The following is an 18,315-nucleotide window of genomic DNA, read 5'->3' on the forward strand; positions in this document are numbered from 1 at the left end:
GGATTTTTGCTATGTCGTTATTTCCATTGCGTCGGCCGGTAGTGAGCCGTACGACTTACCTGCTTCTCTTTGCCGCCTACGTTGGGCTATGCCTCAATATCGCCTTCTACCGCCAGGTCTTCGTCCTGCTGCCGGTCAATAGCCTGCATAGCTGGCTGGTGTTTCTCAGCATGCCGCTGGTCGCCTTCAGCGTCATGAATATCCTCACCACCCTGGCCTCTTTCCTGAAGCTGGACCGCGTCGTTATCAGCCTGTTTATTCTGCTCAGCGCCTCAGCGCAGTATTTTATCTGGACCTTCGGCGTCATTATCGACCGGGCGATGATAACCAATATTCTTGATACCACGCCGGCGGAAAGCTTCGCCCTGCTGTCGGGCAGAATGGTACTGACCCTCGGCCTTTCCGGCGTGCTGGCGGTGGCGCTGGCCTGGTGGATCAAGGTGCGTAAGCCGAAAACGTTCGCGCGCGGCGTCGCCGTGCGGCTGCTGAACGTTGCGCTCTCGGCGATCCTTATCATGCTGATTGCCGCCCTGTTTTATAAAGATTACGCCTCGGTGTTCCGCAACAATAAAGAGCTGGTGAAGTCGCTGAGTCCGTCAAACAGCATCGTGGCGATCAACTCCTGGTATGCGCACAATAAGATGGACAATCTGCCGCTGGTCAAAATTGGCGAAGATGCGCTGCAGAAGTCGCAAATGCGCGACGGGCCGCGGAAAAACCTGACCATCCTGGTGCTGGGCGAAACCTCGCGGGCGGAAGATTTCTCCCTGGGCGGCTACCCCCGTGAAACCAACCCGCGCCTGCAGCAGGATAACGTTATCTATTTCCCCGATACCACCTCCTGCGGCACCGCGACGGCCGTCTCCGTTCCGTGCATGTTCTCCAACATGCCTCGCGCGCACTATGATGAAGAGCTGGCGCATCACCAGGAAGGCGTGCTGGATATTCTGCAGCGCGCCGGTATTCAGGTGCTGTGGAACGACAACGACGGCGGCTGTAAAGGCGCCTGCGATCGCGTGCCGCATCAGAACGTCACCGACCTGAAGCTGACGGGTCAGTGCATCGATGGCGAGTGCTACGATGAGGTCTTGTTCCATAATCTGGAAAGCTACATCGACAATCTGCAACAGGACGGCATTATCGTTCTGCACACTATCGGTAGCCACGGCCCGACGTATTACAATCGCTACCCGGCTGAATTTAAAAAATTCACCCCGACCTGCGATACCAATGAAATCCAGAGCTGCACGCAGCAGCAGCTGACCAACACCTACGACAACACCATTTTGTATGTCGATTACGTGGTGGATAAGGCCATAAAGCTGCTGCAGTCAAAGCAGGATAAATTTACCACCAGCCTGGTGTATCTTTCCGACCACGGCGAGTCGCTGGGCGAAGACGGCGTTTATCTGCACGGGCTGCCGTGGTCCATCGCGCCGGATACGCAAAAGCACGTCCCGATGCTGATGTGGCTGTCGCAGGATTATCAGCGGCGCTACGGTATTTCCAGCGAATGCTTGCAGCAAAAAGCAAAAACGGCGCCCTATTCGCAGGATAATTTGTTCTCCACCCTGCTCGGCCTGTTCGGGGTCAATACCCGTGAATACCAGGCGACAGATGATATTTTAACGCCATGCCAAAGCGAGGCCGGCAGATGAAAATCTTAGTCATTGAAGACGACGCGCTCCTGTTACAGGGATTAATTCTGGCTATGCAGAGCGAGGGATACGCCTGCGACGGCGTCTCCAGCGCTCATGAGGCCGCGCTATCTCTGGCCAGCAACCACTACAGCCTGGTGGTCCTCGACCTTGGGCTGCCGGATGAGGACGGCCTGCACTTCCTGGCGCGGATGCGGCGGGAGAAATTCAGCCAGCCGGTGCTGATCCTCACCGCTCGCGATACCGTCGAAGACCGCATCGACGGTCTCGATACCGGCGCCGACGACTATCTGGTGAAGCCCTTTGCGCTGGAAGAGCTCAACGCCCGCATCCGCGCGCTGCTCCGCCGCCACAATAACCAGGGCGATAGCGAAATGGTGGTAGGCAACCTACGCCTCAATATCACCCGCCGGCAGGTGTGGCTTGGCGGGGATTCGCTGGAGCTGACGCCGAAAGAGTACTCCCTGCTGTCGCGCCTGATGATGAAGGCAGGCAGTCCGGTACATCGGGAAATTCTCTACAACGATATCTACAGCTGGGATAACGAACCGGCGACCAATACCCTGGAGGTTCATATCCACAACCTGCGCGATAAGGTCGGTAAAGCGCGGATCCGCACCGTCAGGGGCTTCGGCTATATGCTGGTGAACAATACCGAATCGGAGTCATAAAGATGCCGCTATTAGCCACCGAAAAATGGACCATGCGCTTTCGCCTGCTGCTGACCATCGGCACGATTCTGGTGGTCTGCCAGATTATCAGCGTGTTCTGGCTATGGCATGAAAGCAAAGAGCAAATTCAGCTGCTGGTGGCCAGCGCCATCGAGGGGCACAACAACCAGAAGCACGTTGAGCACGAGGTGCGGGAAGCGGTCGCCAGCCTGCTGATCCCAAGCCTGCTGATTATCGGCCTCGCGCTGTATCTCAGCCTGCTGGCGGTGAAAAAGATAACCCGCCCGCTCTCCCGCCTGCAGGGCGAGCTGGAGAACCGCACCCCGGATAACCTCCAGCCCATCGAGCTCAGCGAGTCGGTGCCGGAAGTGACCGCCGTAACCACCGCGCTGAACCAGCTGGTATCGCGCCTGAACCTGACGCTCGACCGCGAACGCCTGTTTACCGCCGATGTGGCCCATGAGCTGCGCACGCCGCTGGCCGGGCTGCGCCTGCACCTCGAACTGCTGGCCAAAGTGCACGGAGTCGGCGTCGATCCGCTTATTCAGCGCCTCGACCAGATGACCAACAGCATCTCCCAGCTCCTGCAGCTGGCCCGCGTGGGTCAGTCGTTTTCCGCCGGTAGCTACCAGCAGGTACAGCTGATGGAGGATGTTGTAAAACCGCTTGAGGAGGAGCTGGAGGCGATGCTGGCGCCGCGCCGGCAAAAGCTTGAGATCGTCAGCCCGGACGAGGAGGTGATGGTTTCCGGCGACGCCACGCTGCTGCGCGTGGTGCTGCGCAATCTGGTGGAGAATGCGCACCGCTATAGCCCCACGGACTCAACGATCAGAGTCTCGATTCAGGCGGGGCCAACGCCGATCGTGGCGGTGGAAGATGAAGGTCCGGGAATTGATGAGGCGAAAAGCGGCGAGCTGAGCAAAGCTTTTGTCCGCATGGACAGCCGCTACGGCGGCATTGGCCTGGGATTAAGCATCGTCACCCGTATCGCCCAGCTGCACGATACCCAGTTTTTTTTGCATAACCGCCAGCCGGGTCCCGGCGTTCGCGCCTGGGTACTCTTTCCCAGGCCTTCACGTCAGAAGGTCAGCACCCACTGATGGAAGAAGGCGACGACGATAATAAAGGCGCAGGTGATGGCCAGATATTCGCGAAAGTGTAGTTTTTGCATGACGCTATCCTCATTAGAATGAAGATAGTGTCCCTGAACAAGATTAAGCGGATATTAAGATCCAGCCCCAGGGCTATTTTATTTGCCGTTTTGATCCGGGAAGCGCGCGCATCGTCACCTGCCGCCCGTACGCTGCGGCTGTTGCGCGCTGTCCGGGCCTAAACTGGCCGCAGCAAGAGGCGTGACGCGCGCCGGGCCTACGACGCGGCGATGAACAGGTCCCGCAGCTTATGCAGCTGGTCGCGGATCTCGGCAGCCTCTTCGAACTCCAGGTTCTGCGCATGCTGCATCATCTGCCCTTCCAGCTCGTGAATTCGCTGCTGCAGCGCTTTTGGCGTCAGCACTGGCGTATCCGCCTCAACCGGTGAACGCGACTTGCCGCGCCCCTTGGCCTTGGTCTTCGCCAGGCCGCTGCCCAGCGCCAGGATATCGACCACCTTCTTGTTCAGGCCCTGCGGGGTGATGCCGTGCTCTTCGTTATAGCGCTGCTGCTTCTCACGGCGCCGCTCGGTTTCACCGATGGCCTTCGCCATCGAGGCGGTGATCCTGTCGCCGTAGAGAATCGCCTTACCGTTGATGTTACGCGCCGCGCGGCCGATGGTCTGGATCAGCGAACGCTCGGAGCGCAGGAACCCTTCTTTGTCCGCATCAAGGATCGCCACCAGCGAAACCTCCGGCATATCCAGCCCTTCGCGCAGCAGGTTGATCCCGACCAGCACATCAAACTCGCCGAGGCGCAGGTCGCGGATAATCTCCATACGTTCGACGGTATCGATATCCGAGTGCAGGTAGCGCACGCGCTCGCCGTGCTCTTCGAGGTACTCGGTTAGGTCTTCGGCCATCCGCTTGGTCAAGGTCGTCACCAGCACGCGTTCGTTGATGGCGGCGCGCAGGCGAATCTCCGAAAGCAGATCGTCGACCTGGGTTCCCACCGGGCGCACTTCGATAACCGGGTCAAGCAGACCGGTCGGACGAACAACCTGATCGACCACCTCATCGCCGGATTTATCCAGCTCATAGGCGCCGGGCGTGGCCGAAACGTAAATGGTCTGCGGCGCCAGCGCCTCAAACTCTTCAAACTTCATCGGACGGTTATCCAGCGCCGACGGCAGGCGGAAACCATACTCCACCAGCGTCTCTTTACGCGCCCGGTCGCCGCGATACATCCCGCCGATTTGCGGAATGGTGACGTGGGATTCATCGATAACCAGCAGGCCATCCGCCGGCAGATAGTCGAACAGCGTCGGCGGCGGCTCGCCCGGCCCGCGCCCGGAAAGATAGCGCGAGTAGTTTTCAATGCCCGAGCAGTAGCCCAGCTCGTTCATCATTTCGAGGTCAAACTGGGTACGCTGGCTCAGGCGCTGCTCTTCCAGCAGCTTGTTGTTTTCCAGCAGCACTTTACGTCTGTCCGCCAGCTCGACTTTTATCTCTTCCATCGCCTGAACGATACGTTCGCGCGGGGTAACGTAGTGCGTTTTCGGGTAGATGGTATAGCGCGGAATGGACGATTCAACCTGCCCGGTAAGCGGGTCAAAGAGCGACAGGCGCTCAACCTCTTCGTCAAACAGCTCAATACGCAGGGCAATATCGTCCGATTCCGCCGGGAAGACGTCAATGACCTCACCGCGCACGCGGAAGGTCCCGCGCTGGAAAGCCTGATCGTTACGGGTGTACTGCAGCTCCGCGAGGCGACGCAAAATGGCCCGCTGGTCAATCAGCATGCCGGTAGTCAGATGCAGCATCATTTTCAGGTACAGGTCAGGGTCGCCCAGGCCATAAATGGCGGAGACCGAGGCCACCACGATGACGTCACGACGCTCCAGCAGCGCCTTGGTTGCCGACAGACGCATCTGCTCAATATGTTCGTTGACCGAGGCGTCCTTCTCGATGAAGGTGTCCGAACTCGGCACGTAGGCTTCAGGCTGGTAGTAGTCGTAGTAGGAGACGAAGTACTCGACGGCATTCTCCGGGAAAAACTCCTTCATTTCGCCATACAGCTGAGCCGCCAGCGTCTTGTTAGGCGCAAGGACCATCGTCGGACGCTGCAGGTCGGCAATGACGTTAGCGATGGTGAAGGTTTTACCCGACCCGGTTACCCCCAGCAGCGTTTGGTGCGCCAGGCCATCTTCCAGCCCCTCTTCGAGGCGGCGAATGGCTTCCGGCTGATCGCCAGAGGGACGGAAAGCGGAATGCAGCGTGAACGTTTTACTCATATGTCTGACCCTGAAGGAGGATGAAGCGCCCGGCGCGAGACGGCAGGTGTTTAATTCTACCCGTCGCCGTGGCTTTTGCCAACAAATAATACTGGATATAAAACCAGTGCCGTATTATTGTTTGCCCTGTAAACCTTGCGCTATGCCGCCACATTTGGGCAAAAAAACGCCGCCTTGTGGAATAATCCGCCACTGTGTAAGGTTATCCCCAGAAAAATTTGTCATTTAACATTTGTCAAGCAAGGTGGTGAATCTTTTATGGCAGCAGGTGACACTTTCCTTACAGCCATTGATTTTATCCAACCAATTGATATTAAATAGAATTTAATAAAAGACGGGTTTCGCGCCAATTCCGCCGCAGGCCGCGTAATCTCTAGCTTACCGCAAGTTCTCTAACTCTAATACACAAGGTTATCCACAGGAATAGTGGATAACTCGCTGCAGGCCATGACCTCTGCCACCCGGCAGAAATTGCCCGCCGTCGGAAAACGCGCCGCTAAAAAATATTATTGAATTATTTTTGATATTTATCAGCTAAGGGCGCCCGCCTTTTTGTTGCTTTCTGCACCACATTTCACGTCGTTTAGCACCGGGAAAGTGCAGCCGCTTCGCTGCCCCCTGCTCATGGTTCCAGCCGCGACCTGCTCTGGCGGAAAAATGCCGTCACTTCTTTTTCCTGGCAAGAGATTTGCAGAATGTTTGTCTCGCTCGCTATCGCCAAAAAGGAGAAAACGCCTATGTTGAGTCTACGCGCCGTCAATCAGTACTATGGAAGCCAGCACACGCTGTGGAACGTTGATCTTGAGCTCAGGCCAGGAGAGTGCACCTGCGTGATGGGAAGTCAGGGAATGGGGAAAACCACGCTGGTTAACTGCATTACCGGGAATCTCCCGGTCGCCAGCGGCAGCATCACCTGGCAGGAGCGCGGAGCGCCGCCCTGCGACCTGATGCCGCTCTCCGCTCATTCACGCAGCGTTATAGGTATCGGCTACGTGCCGCAGGACCGACGCATCTTTTCGCAGCTCAGCGTAGAAGAGAATCTGCATATTGCGCTGGCGGCCGGAGGAACGCCCGGCGCCGTGGTGAATAGCGAGATTTACGATCTGTTTCCGCAGCTGTACGCCCTTCGCCAGAGCAAAGGCGCCGCGCTCTCGGAAGACGACAGGTACCAGCTGGCGCTGGCGAGGGCGCTGATCGTCCGGCCGCGCCTGCTGATACTCGACGAGCCGTCGCGCGGCAGCGGACAGCACTTTATGCATAAGCTGGGGGACCTGCTGGTTCGCCTGAACCGGGATATCGGTTTAACGGTACTGCTCGCCGAGCAGCACCTGCCGTTTATTCGCCGGGTGGCAGACCGCTTCTGCCTGCTGCACCGCGGGCGCAGCGTGGCGCAAGGCGACGTTATACAGCTGGATGAACCGCTGCTGGCGCAGTGGATGACGCCCGATCCAGCGCGCTAAGATCGAGATACCGGCCGAGATCCTCCCGCTGCGACGCCTCCTCCAGCCACGGGATCTCACCCAGCAGGGGCGCTGGCAGCAGCCGTTTGAGGGTCGCGAGGTATTCGCTATGCCGCTTCCCCGGCGGCTGGACGTCGTTGGCAACCCAGCCCACCAGCGGCAGCCCTGCCTGGCGCACCGCCTGAGCCGTCAGCAGGGCATGATTAATGCAGCCCAGCTTTATCCCCACCACCAGAATCACCGGCAGCCGCTCCTCCTGCACCCAGTCGGCAAAGCTCAGCGTTTCGGACAGCGGCGTAAACCAGCCCCCCGCTCCTTCCACCAGCAGCCATTCTGCCAGACTCTCCAGCTCGCGCAGCCCGGCGGAGAGCGCGGCGGCGGTAATGGGGCGGCCTTCATCAGCGCTGATAATATGCGGCGAAGTGGGTTCCGCAAAGGTTAACGGGTTAACCTGCTCATAGCTCAGCGGCACGCGGCTGTTGCGCTGCAGGGCCAGCGCGTCGTCGTTGCGCAGGCCCTGCTCCGTGTACTCACTGCCGGAGGCCACCGGCTTATAGCCGGCGCTTTTCAGGCCCCGCAGGTTCGCCGCCTGCAGCAGGGCGCAGCTGCTCACCGTTTTGCCGACTTCGGTATCCGTTCCGGTGACGAAATAACGTTTAATCACGTTCAATCACTCCTGTAAAAAGATGGTACGTCAGCGGGCACTGCCCGTGCAGTTTGGGCCACGCCAGCTGAAGCTGGCGCAGCTTCCCGCGGCTGAGGGGCGCCGCGCCGCGCCCCTCGTGTAAATGGGTGGCGCCGATGCCCTTCAGCGAACGCATCGCGCTCAGGGCGTCGGCGAACGGCAGCGTCACGGCATCAACCTGCGTCTCGACCCGCCGGCCGCTCAGCGCGCTCCGTACCGCCTGCTCGCTGAGGAAACGATTGGCGTGCGGATGCCGGTCAACCGCCTCCCAGGCCTGATTGAGTTCGGGGAGCGAGCCGGCCAGCAGGGTGCTGAAGGCCACCCGCCCGCCGGGACGCACGACCCGATACAGCTCATCAAGCGCGGCGCTGAGGTCGTCGCACCACTGCACGGCCAAATTACTCCACGCCAGGTCCACGCAGGCCTCCGGCAGCGGCAGGGATTCAATATCGCCCTCCACGTAGCCGTGCGCGGCCTGCTGACGCCGGGCCTCCGCCAGCATCTCGACGGAGATATCCAGCGCGGTGACGCGGCTGCCCGCCTCGCGCCAGTAGCGGCTCATGCCGCCGGGGCCGCAGCCCGCATCCAGAACTTCGGCAAAGCACCGGTCGCCAAGCTGACGCAGCAGCAGCTCCGCGCTGCGCCGCTGCAGCTCATCGTGCTGCGTATAGCGGCTCGCCGCCCGGCCGAAGGCGGCGGCCACCGCGCGTTTATTCACCGCCGGCATGCAGAACCTCCAGCAGGCGATCGATATCCGCGGACTCATGCGCCGCGCTCAGGGTCAGCCGCAGCCGGGCGCTGCCGACCGGCACCGTCGGCGGACGGATCGCCGTCGCCCAGCAGCCCTGCTCGCGCAGGCGTGCCGCCAGGCGCAGGGCGCGCGTATTGTCTCCCACAATCAGCGGCTGAATGGCGCTGACCGATTCGGTGAGCTGCCCCGGGCAGTCGCGCATACCGTCGCGGAACTGCGCAATGCGGCAGGCCAGCGCTTCCCGCCGCTGCTGGCCCTCATCGCCGCGGATAGTCCGCAGCGCGGCGCTGAGCGCAACGGCCTGGGCCGGCGGCATGGCGGTGCTGTAAATCAGGTGGCGGGCAAACTGCAGCAGGTAGTCCGCCAGCGCATCGCTGCACAATACCGCCGCGCCGCTGACGCCAAAGGCCTTCCCGAAGGTCACCACCAGCAGTTCAGGGTGGACGTTTTGCGCATAGCAGCTGCCCCGCCCTTCGTCGCCGAGCACGCCAATGCCGTGGGCATCATCGACCAGCAGCCAGCCGCCGGCTTCGGTGGTCACCTGCTGGATCGGGCCGAGCGGCGCGCTATCGCCGTCCATGCTGAAGACGCCTTCGGTGATCGCCAGCTGCTGGCCCGCCAGCGGTTTCTCCAGCAGCGTTTTCAGCTGCTGAACGTCGTTGTGCTGAAAGCGCCGCAGCTGCGCCGGGCTGAGGCTGGCCGCCTCCAGCAGCGAGGCGTGGCTCAGACGGTCCGCTACCGCGCGATCGTCCTTGCCGAGCAGGGCGGCAATCAGCGCCTGATTAGCGGCAAAGCCGGAGATAAACAGCAGCGCGCGCGGATAGCCCAGCCAGTCGGCCAGCGCCTCCTCCAGCTGGCGATGCGCGTCGCTGTAGCCGCTGACGTGACCCGAACCGCCGCTGCCGACGCCGTAACGTTCGGCGCCCTGCTGCCAGCCGGCAACGATCTGCGGATGCTGGCTCAGGCCGAGATAATCGTTGCTGGAAAAGTTGAGCCAGCGCTGCCCTTCGCGGGTCAGCCAACGCCCGGCCCCCTGCGCTACCGGCTGACGAGAGCGAAAGGCATCCGCCTGCCGCCGTTCGCTCAGCGCCTGCTCGATGCGTTGCTGCCAGCTCATAGCACCGCCGCGTTGTAATATTCCTCGGTATCCGGGTTATTCAGCGCGTGCTCCAGGCGCTGCTGCTGCTCGTTATCGCCTTCCAGCACCGCCGTCTGCTGCGGATTAAGCCCCAGCTTGCGGAACAGCTGCAGGTCCTTATCCTCTTCCGGGTTCGGCGTCGTCAGCAGCTTGCAGCCGTAGAAAATGGAGTTGGCCCCGGCCATAAAGCACATCGCCTGGGTCTGTTCGTTCATCTGCTCGCGGCCGGCGGAGAGGCGCACGTAGGAGGTCGGCATCATGATCCGCGCCACCGCGATGGTGCGGATAAACTCAAACGCGTCGACGTCGTCGTTGTCCGCCAGCGGCGTGCCCTTCACCTTCACCAGCATGTTGATGGGCACGCTTTCCGGCGGCGTCGGCAGGTTGGCCAGCTGCAGCAGCAGTCCGGCGCGATCTTTTACCGTTTCGCCCAGCCCGACGATACCGCCGGAGCACACCTTAATTCCCGCGCCGCGCACTTTACCAAGGGTATCGAGGCGCTCCTGGTAGGTACGGGTGGTGATGATATTGCCGTAGAACTCCGGCGAGGTATCCAGGTTGTGGTTGTAGTAGTCGAGGCCGGCACCGGCGAGGCGCTGCGCCTGGCTATCGGTGAGGGTGCCGAGGGTCATACAGGACTCCAGCCCCAGCGCCTTAACCCCTTTGACCATCTGCTCAAGATACGGCATATCGCGTTCGTGCGGATTCTTCCACGCCGCGCCCATGCAGAAACGGGTCGAACCGGCATTTTTAGCCTGTCGCGCCGACTCCAGCACCTGTTCAACTTCCATCAGGCGCTCGGACTCCAGGCCGGTTTTATAGCGCGCGCTTTGCGGGCAGTATTTACAATCTTCCGGGCAGGCGCCGGTCTTAATCGACAGCAGCGTGCTGACCTGAACCTGGCGCGGGTCAAAGTGCTGGCGGTGGACCTGCTGGGCTTCGAACAGCAGATCCAGCAATGGTTTATTAAATAACTCAGTGACTTGCGACATTGTCCAGCGTGCGTGGTGAGCCATTGGCTTCTCCAAAGGGTTTTGTTAACTGTCGGTTCGGTTTATACTCGTAAACCTAAATGTTTTCAAAATGGTTTACAAGTCGCTTATGACAATGGACGATCTCGCCTTCGATCGACGCCACATCTGGCACCCCTACACTTCCATGACCTCCCCCCTGCCGGTTTACCCGGTGGCGGCCGCTCACGGCTGCGAGCTTTCTCTGGCCGGCGGCGAACGGCTGATTGACGGCATGTCGTCATGGTGGGCGGCGATCCACGGCTATAACCACCCGCGGCTGAATGCGGCGATGAAAGCGCAGATCGACGAGATGTCGCACGTGATGTTTGGCGGCATAACCCACCCGTCGGCGGTCGCGCTCTGCCGCCAGCTGGTGGCGATGACGCCGGAATCGCTGGAGTGCGTGTTCCTCGCCGACTCGGGGTCCGTGGCGGTCGAAGTGGCGATGAAAATGGCTCTGCAGTACTGGCAGGCAAAGGGCGAACCGCGCCGGCGTTTTCTCACCTTCCGCAACGGCTATCACGGCGACACCTTCGGCGCGATGTCGGTGTGCGACCCGGACAACTCCATGCACAGCCTGTGGCAGGGCTATCTGCCGGACAACCTCTTCGCGCCGGCGCCGCAAAGCCGCTTTGACGGCGAGTGGGACGAGCTGGATATGGTGCCCTTTGCGCGCCTGATGGCCGCCCATCGTCATGAAATTGCGGCGGTGATCCTTGAGCCCATCGTACAGGGCGCCGGCGGGATGCGGATGTACCATCCCGAGTGGTTAAGGCGCATCCGTAAGATGTGCGATCGCGAAGGTATCCTGCTGATTGCCGATGAGATTGCCACCGGCTTTGGCCGTACCGGTAAGCTGTTTGCCTGTGAACATGCGGGCATTGCGGCGGATATACTGTGTCTCGGTAAAGCGCTGACCGGCGGGACCATGACGCTCTCCGCGACGCTGACGACCCGTTCTGTCGCGGAAACCATCAGCAACGGGGAGGCCGGCTGCTTTATGCACGGCCCGACCTTTATGGGCAACCCGCTGGCCTGCGCGGTGGCCGCAGAGAGCCTGAACCTGCTGGCAAGCGGCGAGTGGCAGGCCCAGGTTGCCGCCATAGAAGCGCAGCTGAAAGCCGAGCTGGCTCCCGCGCGCGACTCCGCGCTGGTGGCCGACGTGCGCGTGCTTGGCGCCATTGGCGTGGTTGAAACCCGTCGGCCGGTGAATATGGCCGCCCTGCAGCGCTTTTTCGTCGAGCAAGGCGTGTGGGTCCGCCCGTTCGGCAAGCTTATCTACCTGATGCCGCCGTATATCATTACCTCAGAACAGCTGACGCGCCTGACCCGGGCGGTTAACGCGGCGGTGCTGGAAGAAACATTTTTTAGCGATTAAGAGACGGTAATACCGCGCCTCACGCGCTACACTTCTTTGCGAATCAGTAGATTAACTTGAGGAGAGACGATGAAACTCATCAGTCATGATTTGCAGGATGGTGAAAAACTGCCCAATCGTCATGTATTCAACGGCATGGGCTACGCGGGGGACAATATTTCACCGCATCTGGCGTGGGATGATGTTCCGGCGGGCAGCAAAAGCTTTGTGGTGACCTGTTACGACCCGGACGCGCCGACCGGCTCCGGCTGGTGGCACTGGATTGTGGCGAACCTTCCTGCCGAGACCCGCGTGCTGCCCCAGGGCGCCGGTTCCGGCCTCGCGGCGCTGCCGGAAGAGGCGGTTCAAACCCGGACCGATTTCGGCCAGGCGGGTTACGGCGGCGCGGCGCCGCCGAAGGGTGAAAGCCATCGCTATATCTTTACCGTGCACGCCCTGGACGTCGACAAAATTGACGTCGATGAAGGCGCAAGCGGTGCGATGGTCGGTTTTAACGTGCATTTCCACAGCCTCGGCAGCGCCTCGATAACCGCCCTGTTTAGCTAACTTCGGAACATCCCCGGGCCGGGGCTCACGCCTGACCCGGGGATGTCTGATTACTGCTCCGTCACCGCGATGACCGCGCTTTTTCGCACCCGCGCATACCACACCACGGTCAGCAGGCCCAGCCAGACCAGGCCGGCGATCAGCGCAATACGCGTCTCTTCCACCATCCCCAGCACCGCAATCACCAGCCCCATAAACAGCAGGGTCAGCAGCGGCGCCAGCGGCCAGAACGGCACCGGGAACGCGATATTGCGCCGCTCTTGCGCCGACAGGCCCCGGCGCATCGCAAAGTGGGCCAGCAGGATCATCAGCCAGACCCATACCGTGGCAAACGCCGCCAGCGAGGCGATCAGCACGAAGATCTGCTCCGGCATCAGGTAGTTCAGCACTACCGCCGCCAGCAGCGCCACGCCCATCACCACCACCGTCATCCACGGCACGCCGTTGCTGGCGATACGCTGGAAGCTTTTCGGCGCCATGCCCTCTTTCGCCATGCCGTACATCATGCGCCCCGCGCCAAATATATCGCTGTTGATGGCCGAAATGCTGGCGCTAATGACGATAATATTGAGGATGGTCGCCGCCGCCGGAATCCCCAGCCCGCTGAAGATCAGCACGAACGGGCTGCCCTGCTCGCCAAAGCTGTTCCACGGGAAAATAGCCATCAGGATCGCCAGCGTGCAGACGTAGAACAGCACGATGCGCAGCGGGATGGTATTGATTGCCTGCGGAATAACCTTTTTCGGGTCCTGCGCCTCCGCGGCGGTGACGCCAATGATTTCGACCCCGCCGAAGGCAAACATCACAATCCCCAGCGAAGCGATAATCCCCTGCCAGCCGTTGGGGGCAAATCCGCCGTGGCTCCACAGATTTTCCAGCCCCGTCGCCGGAAACGCGTGGCCGAAGCCAAAGAAGATGATGCTGCCGCCGGCAACGATCATCGCAATAATGGCCACCACTTTAATCAGCGAGAGCCCAAACTCCATCTCACCAAAAATTCGCACGTGGCACAGGTTCATCGCGCCGATGAAAAAGATAATGCTCAGCACCCAAATCCAGCGCGGCACGTCGGGGTACCACAGCCCCATATAAATCCCAAACGCGGTCACGTCGGCGAGGGCCACAATCACCATTTCGAAAGTGTAGGTCCAGCCGGTGATAAACCCGGCCAGCGGGCCGAGATACTGCCGCGCGTAGCTGCCGAAGGAGCCGGAGATGGGGTTGCGCACCGCCATTTCTCCCAGCGCCCGCATCACGATAAAGACCGCCGCGCCGCCGATAAGATAGGCCAGCAGCACCGCAGGACCGGCGGCCTTGATGGCGGCGGCCGATCCGTAGAACAGCCCGGTGCCGATGGCGGAACCGAGCGCGATAAAGCGAATATGGCGAGCGTTCAGCCCGCGCAGCAGATGGGGCTTTTGTTGCGATTGTTGTTGCATATGCAAGTGTCCTGATAATTTTTATACGACGACAAATATGCGTGTAGGACGGCCGGGGGGAAGACATCCCCCCGACGCGGGTACAGAGAACAGCGAATGGTTAGTTGTGATCGGGCAGTACGGCAGGCAGCAGTCGCGTCAGGTGACGCGCGGCCAAAAGCTCAATAGCGTTTTCAATATCCGGCGCGAAGAAGCGGTCTTCGGTGTAATGCGGCACGCGTTCGCGCAGCAGATGGCGCGCCTTTTCCAGCAGCGGGCTGCTGGCAAGGCCCTCGCGCATATCCAGCCCCTGGACGGAGGCCAGCCACTCGACCGCCAGCACGCCGCGCGTGTTTTCAGCCATCGCCCACAGGCGGCGACCGGCGGCCGGCGCCATCGAGACGTGATCCTCCTGGTTTGCTGAAGTCGGCAGGCTATCAACGCTATGCGGGTGCGAAAGCGCTTTGTTTTCGCTGGCTAATGCCGCCGCGGTCACCTGGGCGATCATAAAGCCGGAGTTGACGCCGCCGTTTTTCACGAGGAACGGCGGCAGCTGCGACATATGGCTGTCCATCATCAGCGCGATGCGACGCTCCGACAGCGAGCCGATTTCGGCTATCGCCAGGGCGATGTTGTCCGCCGCCATCGCCACCGGTTCGGCGTGGAAGTTACCGCCGGAAATCACCTCATTCTCGCTGGCGAACACCAGCGGGTTGTCGGAGACCGCGTTGGCTTCAACCAATAAAACTTCCGCCGCCTGACGGATCTGCGTCAGACAGGCGCCCATCACCTGCGGCTGACAGCGCAGAGAGTACGGGTCCTGCACCTTGGTGCAGTCGTGGTGCGACTGAGAAATCGCGCTATCGTCGGTCAGAACGTGGCGATAGAGCGCGGCGGCGTCAATCTGCCCGCGCTGGCCGCGAGCCTCATGGATACGTGAGTCAAACGGACGACGCGAGCCCAGCGCCGCTTCGGTCGTCAGCGCGCCGCACACCACCGCCGAGGTAAACAGATCTTCGGCTTCAAACAGGCCGCGCAGCGCGAACGCCGTCGAGGCCTGCGTGCCGTTAAGCAGCGCCAGCCCCTCTTTGGCCGCCAACGTAATCGGCTTGAGGCCCGCTTTTTCCAGCGCCTGCGCGGCCGGCATCCACTCCCCCTGCCAGCGGGCTTTCCCTTCCCCCAGCAGCGTCAGCGACATATGCGCCAGCGGCGCCAGGTCGCCGGATGCCCCAACGGAGCCTTTCGCCGGGATCCACGGCGTAACGCCTTTATTCACCAGCTGCGCCAGCGCCTGAATGACGCTCAGACGAATGCCGGAAAAGCCGCGGGAGAGGCTGTTAATCTTCAGCACCATAATCAGCCGCGCCATCGCCTCATCCAGCGGCTCGCCGATGCCGGCGGCATGGGACAGCACCAGCGAGCGCTGGAGGTTTTCGAGGTCCTCGGTTGAGATACGGGTTTGTGCCAGCAGACCAAAACCGGTGTTAATACCGTAAGCGGTGCGCCCTTCCGCGAGGATCGCGTTGACGCAGGCCACGCTCTCGTCAATCGCCGCAAAGGCGCTCTCATCGAGCACGACGTTCAGCGGATAGCTATAAATATCGCGCAGCTGCGTCAGGCTCAGCTGGCCGGGAATAAGAGTTAAAGTTTTCATTTCAGCGTTGCCCCTGCGTTGCTGACACCATAGGAAGATTCAGTCCTTGTTCCGCTGCGCATTCAATCGCAATCTCATAGCCCGCATCCGCGTGACGCATCACGCCGGTTGCCGGGTCGTTATGCAGAACGCGAGCGATTCGCGCGGCCGCTTCGTCGGTCCCGTCGCAGACGATAACCATCCCGGAGTGCTGAGAGAAGCCCATGCCTACGCCGCCGCCGTGGTGCAGCGAAACCCAGGTCGCGCCGCTGGCCGTATTCAGCAAGGCGTTGAGCAGCGGCCAGTCGGAAACCGCATCAGAACCATCGCGCATGGATTCGGTTTCACGGTTCGGGCTGGCAACCGACCCGGAGTCAAGGTGGTCGCGACCGATAACGATCGGCGCGGAAACTTCGCCGCTGCGAACCATTTCGTTAAAGGCCAGACCCAGCTTCTGGCGCCACTCGAGGCCAACCCAGCAGATACGCGCCGGCAGGCCCTGGAAGCTGATGCGCTCGCGCGCCATATCCAGCCAGTGGTGCAGATGCTTGTCGTCTTTGACAATCTCTTTCACTTTGGCATCGGTCTTATAAATATCCTGCGGGTCGCCGGAGAGCGCCACCCAGCGGAACGGGCCGATACCGCGGCAGAACAGCGGGCGAATATAGGCGGGAACGAAGCCCGGGAAGTCGAAGGCCTTGTCGACGCCCATTTCCTGGGCCATCTGGCGAATGTTGTTACCGTAGTCGAAGGTCGGGATGCCCATCTCATGGAAGGCCAGCATGGCCTGAACGTGGTCGGCCATCGAGCGTTTGGCGGCCTGAATGGTGCCCTGCGGGTCGGAGACCGCTTTTTCCTGATACTCTTCCCAGCTCCAGCCTTTCGGCAGATAGCCGTGCAGCGGGTCGTGGGCGCTGGTCTGGTCAGTGACCATGTCCGGGCGCACGCCGCGTTTCACCATTTCCGGCACGATGTCGGCGGCGTTGCCGCACAGCGCGATCGAGACGGCGCGGCCTTCGGCGGTATATTTTTTGATGCGGGCCAGGGCGTCATCCAGCGACGTCGCCTGCTCGTCAACGTAGCGGGTACGCAGGCGGAAATCGATACGGCTCTGCTGGCACTCAATGTTCAGCGAGCAGGCGCCCGCCAGGGTCGCGGCCAGCGGCTGAGCGCCGCCCATGCCGCCCAGACCGGCGGTCAGGACCCAACGCCCTTTCAGGCTGCCTTCATAGTGCTGGCGGCCGGCTTCGACGAAGGTTTCGTAGGTTCCCTGCACGATGCCCTGGCTGCCGATATAAATCCAGCTCCCGGCGGTCATCTGGCCGTACATTGCCAGACCTTTGGCGTCGAGTTCGTTGAAGTGTTCCCAGGTCGCCCAGTGCGGCACCAGGTTAGAGTTGGCGATCAGCACGCGGGGTGAGTTTTCATGGGTTTTGAACACCCCCACCGGCTTGCCGGACTGCACCAGCAGGGTCTCATCGTTTTCCAGGTTTTTCAGCGCCTTCACGATAGCGTCATAGCATTCCCAGTTACGCGCCGCGCGCCCAATACCGCCGTAAACCACCAGCTCATGCGGGTTTTCGGCAACGTCCGGATCGAGGTTATTCATTAACATACGCAGCGGCGCTTCGGTCAACCAGCTCTTCGCACTCAGCGTGGTGCCTCGCGGTGCACGTACGTCCAGCTGGCGATATTTGCTTTGCGACATCGGGGTTTCTCCTGACAATTAACGTTGTTTACGTAGATACATATACTTGTCTATACAACTCTACGCAAGCCAGGATTTAACAGAAATGATACAATTTTGTTATATTGCGTCAGCAATCACGCTTTTGCCGACGCGCGGAGGATCAGGATCCGAAACGCCCCTGCAGGCGATAGCGGCTGCCGGGAAACAGCAGGCGGGCGTGGGAAACAATATGCGTCGTCGACCAGGTGCGGCGGCGAATCATCAGGCAGGGATCGTGGGCATGAATGTGCAGCAGCTCGCACTCCTTCGCGCTCGCCTGCACCGCTTCCACAATATGCTCCCCCTCGGTTAGCGGGGCAATTAGCGACAGGTAGTCGTGCGGCGTGGTGGCGGTGTAGTCCTGGCGTAAATAGTCCGGCACCACGGTGGCATTGACGCAGCGGTCCTCAATTTGTACCGGAACGTCGTTTTCAAAATGCACCATCAGGGAGTGAAATATCCGCGTGCCTTCGGCGACGTTGAGCGCCGCCGCCTGAATAAGATCGGCCTGGGTCTCTTCCAGCAGCAGCACCTCACAGCGGTGCTGGTGCTGGCGGGAGACGATTTCATCGGCGATGCTGCGGACTTCAAACAGAGCCGACTGTCCTTTCGGCTCCGCCACAAAGGTCCCCACGCCCTGCAGGCGCACCAGCAGGCCTTCATCGGTGAGCTCGCGAAGCGCCCGGTTGATGGTCATCCGGCTAAACCCAAACTGCGCCACCAGCTCCGCTTCCGAAGGGATGCGATCGTGCGGGCGCCAGACGCCGCTTTGGATCTTTTCGCTGATCGCCTGCTTCACCTTTTCATAGAACGGTGCCGGCGCGGAGAGAGATTGCTGTGAAAACATAGCC

Annotated in this window: 15 protein-coding genes; 6 read left to right on the forward strand and 9 right to left on the reverse strand. The window is 60.9% G+C overall.

Going from position 1 to position 18,315, the window contains the following annotated elements; all coding sequences use genetic code 11:
• The first annotated feature begins 11 nt into the window (after positions 1–11).
• Genes eptA through pmrB form a run of 3 tightly spaced genes read left to right on the forward strand, consistent with a single transcriptional unit; the run spans position 12 to position 3,429 of the window.
• Positions 12–1,658, forward strand: a complete 1,647-nt coding sequence (gene eptA, locus QFI97_RS19940) for a phosphoethanolamine transferase EptA (protein ID WP_331835732.1) — start codon at positions 12–14, stop codon at positions 1,656–1,658.
• Complete coding sequence (pmrA, locus tag QFI97_RS19945; protein ID WP_095095271.1) at positions 1,655–2,329, forward strand: two-component system response regulator PmrA; 675 nt, start codon at positions 1,655–1,657, stop codon at positions 2,327–2,329. The genes eptA and pmrA overlap by 4 nt, the downstream gene beginning before the upstream one ends.
• Before the next feature lie 2 nt (positions 2,330–2,331).
• Complete coding sequence (pmrB, locus tag QFI97_RS19950; RefSeq protein ID WP_346431854.1) at positions 2,332–3,429, forward strand: two-component system sensor histidine kinase PmrB; 1,098 nt, start codon at positions 2,332–2,334, stop codon at positions 3,427–3,429.
• Between the two features lie 268 nt (positions 3,430–3,697).
• Here the strand turns inward: pmrB and uvrB are convergent, their stop codons facing one another.
• Positions 3,698–5,713 carry an excinuclease ABC subunit UvrB gene (gene uvrB, locus QFI97_RS19955; RefSeq protein ID WP_095095262.1) on the reverse strand — a complete coding sequence of 672 codons (2,016 nt, stop codon included), beginning with the start codon at positions 5,711–5,713 and terminating at the stop codon, positions 3,698–3,700.
• 737 nt (positions 5,714–6,450) lie between these two features.
• On the opposite strand from uvrB, the gene QFI97_RS19960 reads away from it, so the two are divergent.
• Positions 6,451–7,173 carry an ABC transporter ATP-binding protein gene (locus QFI97_RS19960; protein WP_095097988.1) on the forward strand — a complete coding sequence of 241 codons (723 nt, stop codon included), beginning with the start codon at positions 6,451–6,453 and terminating at the stop codon, positions 7,171–7,173.
• Here the strand turns inward: QFI97_RS19960 and bioD are convergent.
• The 4 genes from bioD to bioB are packed head-to-tail and all read right to left on the reverse strand — an operon-like array spanning position 7,115 to position 10,763.
• Positions 7,115–7,837 (reverse strand): dethiobiotin synthase, encoded by a 723-nt coding sequence (bioD, locus tag QFI97_RS19965; protein WP_331835734.1) that lies wholly within the window; start codon positions 7,835–7,837, stop codon positions 7,115–7,117. The two genes, QFI97_RS19960 and bioD, sit on opposite strands and share 59 nt — an antisense overlap.
• A complete protein-coding gene (bioC, locus tag QFI97_RS19970; protein ID WP_346431855.1) occupies positions 7,830–8,585 on the reverse strand; it encodes a malonyl-ACP O-methyltransferase BioC in 756 nt (251 codons plus the stop codon). Before bioC ends, bioD begins: the two co-directional genes overlap by 8 nt.
• Positions 8,569–9,726 carry an 8-amino-7-oxononanoate synthase gene (gene bioF / locus QFI97_RS19975; protein ID WP_331835736.1) on the reverse strand — a complete coding sequence of 386 codons (1,158 nt, stop codon included), beginning with the start codon at positions 9,724–9,726 and terminating at the stop codon, positions 8,569–8,571. The genes bioC and bioF overlap by 17 nt, the downstream gene beginning before the upstream one ends.
• Positions 9,723–10,763 carry a biotin synthase BioB gene (bioB, locus tag QFI97_RS19980; RefSeq protein WP_159237248.1) on the reverse strand — a complete coding sequence of 347 codons (1,041 nt, stop codon included), beginning with the start codon at positions 10,761–10,763 and terminating at the stop codon, positions 9,723–9,725. Before bioB ends, bioF begins: the two co-directional genes overlap by 4 nt.
• Before the next feature lie 85 nt (positions 10,764–10,848).
• On the opposite strand from bioB, the gene bioA reads away from it, so the two are divergent.
• Both bioA and QFI97_RS19990 read left to right on the forward strand, forming a co-directional pair.
• Positions 10,849–12,138, forward strand: coding sequence for an adenosylmethionine--8-amino-7-oxononanoate transaminase (gene bioA, locus QFI97_RS19985; protein ID WP_095095248.1), 1,290 nt, complete (start codon positions 10,849–10,851; stop codon positions 12,136–12,138).
• A 69-nt stretch (positions 12,139–12,207) separates the two neighbouring features.
• On the forward strand, positions 12,208–12,684 hold the full coding sequence (locus QFI97_RS19990; RefSeq protein ID WP_346431856.1) for a kinase inhibitor: 477 nt from the start codon (positions 12,208–12,210) through the stop codon (positions 12,682–12,684).
• Positions 12,685–12,734: 50 nt separating this feature from the next.
• Here QFI97_RS19990 and QFI97_RS19995 read toward each other — a convergent pair whose 3' ends face one another.
• From QFI97_RS19995 to QFI97_RS20010, 4 genes are all read right to left on the reverse strand, one after another.
• Entirely contained in the window at positions 12,735–14,123 is a 1,389-nt protein-coding gene (locus tag QFI97_RS19995; protein WP_346431857.1) for an amino acid permease, read from the reverse strand.
• A gap of 100 nt (positions 14,124–14,223) precedes the next feature.
• Positions 14,224–15,756, reverse strand: coding sequence for a histidine ammonia-lyase (gene hutH, locus QFI97_RS20000; RefSeq protein ID WP_346431858.1), 1,533 nt, complete (start codon positions 15,754–15,756; stop codon positions 14,224–14,226).
• Between the two features lies 1 nt (position 15,757).
• Positions 15,758–17,443: a urocanate hydratase gene (hutU, locus tag QFI97_RS20005; protein ID WP_045854530.1), complete on the reverse strand. Its 1,686-nt coding sequence runs from the start codon at positions 17,441–17,443 to the stop codon at positions 15,758–15,760.
• Between the two features lie 142 nt (positions 17,444–17,585).
• Positions 17,586–18,311 carry a histidine utilization repressor gene (locus QFI97_RS20010; protein ID WP_095097985.1) on the reverse strand — a complete coding sequence of 242 codons (726 nt, stop codon included), beginning with the start codon at positions 18,309–18,311 and terminating at the stop codon, positions 17,586–17,588.
• Between the last annotated feature and the right edge of the window lie 4 nt (positions 18,312–18,315).

Source organism: Klebsiella scottii, from assembly GCF_036561945.1.
GTDB classification, from domain to species: Bacteria; Pseudomonadota; Gammaproteobacteria; order Enterobacterales; family Enterobacteriaceae; genus Klebsiella; species Klebsiella scottii.

Bases quoted from the DNA above. Each gene is read 5' to 3' on its own strand.
- eptA (WP_331835732.1), top strand. From the start codon at position 12: ATGTCGTTATTTCCATTGCGTCGGCCGGTAGTGAGCCGTACGACTTAC.
- pmrA (WP_095095271.1), top strand. From the start codon at position 1,655: ATGAAAATCTTAGTCATTGAAGACGACGCGCTCCTGTTACAGGGATTA.
- pmrB (WP_346431854.1), top strand. From the start codon at position 2,332: ATGCCGCTATTAGCCACCGAAAAATGGACCATGCGCTTTCGCCTGCTG.
- uvrB (WP_095095262.1), bottom strand. From the start codon at position 5,713: ATGAGTAAAACGTTCACGCTGCATTCCGCTTTCCGTCCCTCTGGCGAT.
- QFI97_RS19960 (WP_095097988.1), top strand. From the start codon at position 6,451: ATGTTGAGTCTACGCGCCGTCAATCAGTACTATGGAAGCCAGCACACG.
- bioC (WP_346431855.1), bottom strand. From the start codon at position 8,585: ATGCCGGCGGTGAATAAACGCGCGGTGGCCGCCGCCTTCGGCCGGGCG.
- bioF (WP_331835736.1), bottom strand. From the start codon at position 9,726: ATGAGCTGGCAGCAACGCATCGAGCAGGCGCTGAGCGAACGGCGGCAG.
- bioB (WP_159237248.1), bottom strand. From the start codon at position 10,763: ATGGCTCACCACGCACGCTGGACAATGTCGCAAGTCACTGAGTTATTT.
- bioA (WP_095095248.1), top strand. From the start codon at position 10,849: ATGACAATGGACGATCTCGCCTTCGATCGACGCCACATCTGGCACCCC.
- QFI97_RS19990 (WP_346431856.1), top strand. From the start codon at position 12,208: ATGAAACTCATCAGTCATGATTTGCAGGATGGTGAAAAACTGCCCAAT.
- QFI97_RS19995 (WP_346431857.1), bottom strand. From the start codon at position 14,123: ATGCAACAACAATCGCAACAAAAGCCCCATCTGCTGCGCGGGCTGAAC.
- hutH (WP_346431858.1), bottom strand. From the start codon at position 15,756: ATGAAAACTTTAACTCTTATTCCCGGCCAGCTGAGCCTGACGCAGCTG.
- hutU (WP_045854530.1), bottom strand. From the start codon at position 17,443: ATGTCGCAAAGCAAATATCGCCAGCTGGACGTACGTGCACCGCGAGGC.
- QFI97_RS20010 (WP_095097985.1), bottom strand. From the start codon at position 18,311: ATGTTTTCACAGCAATCTCTCTCCGCGCCGGCACCGTTCTATGAAAAG.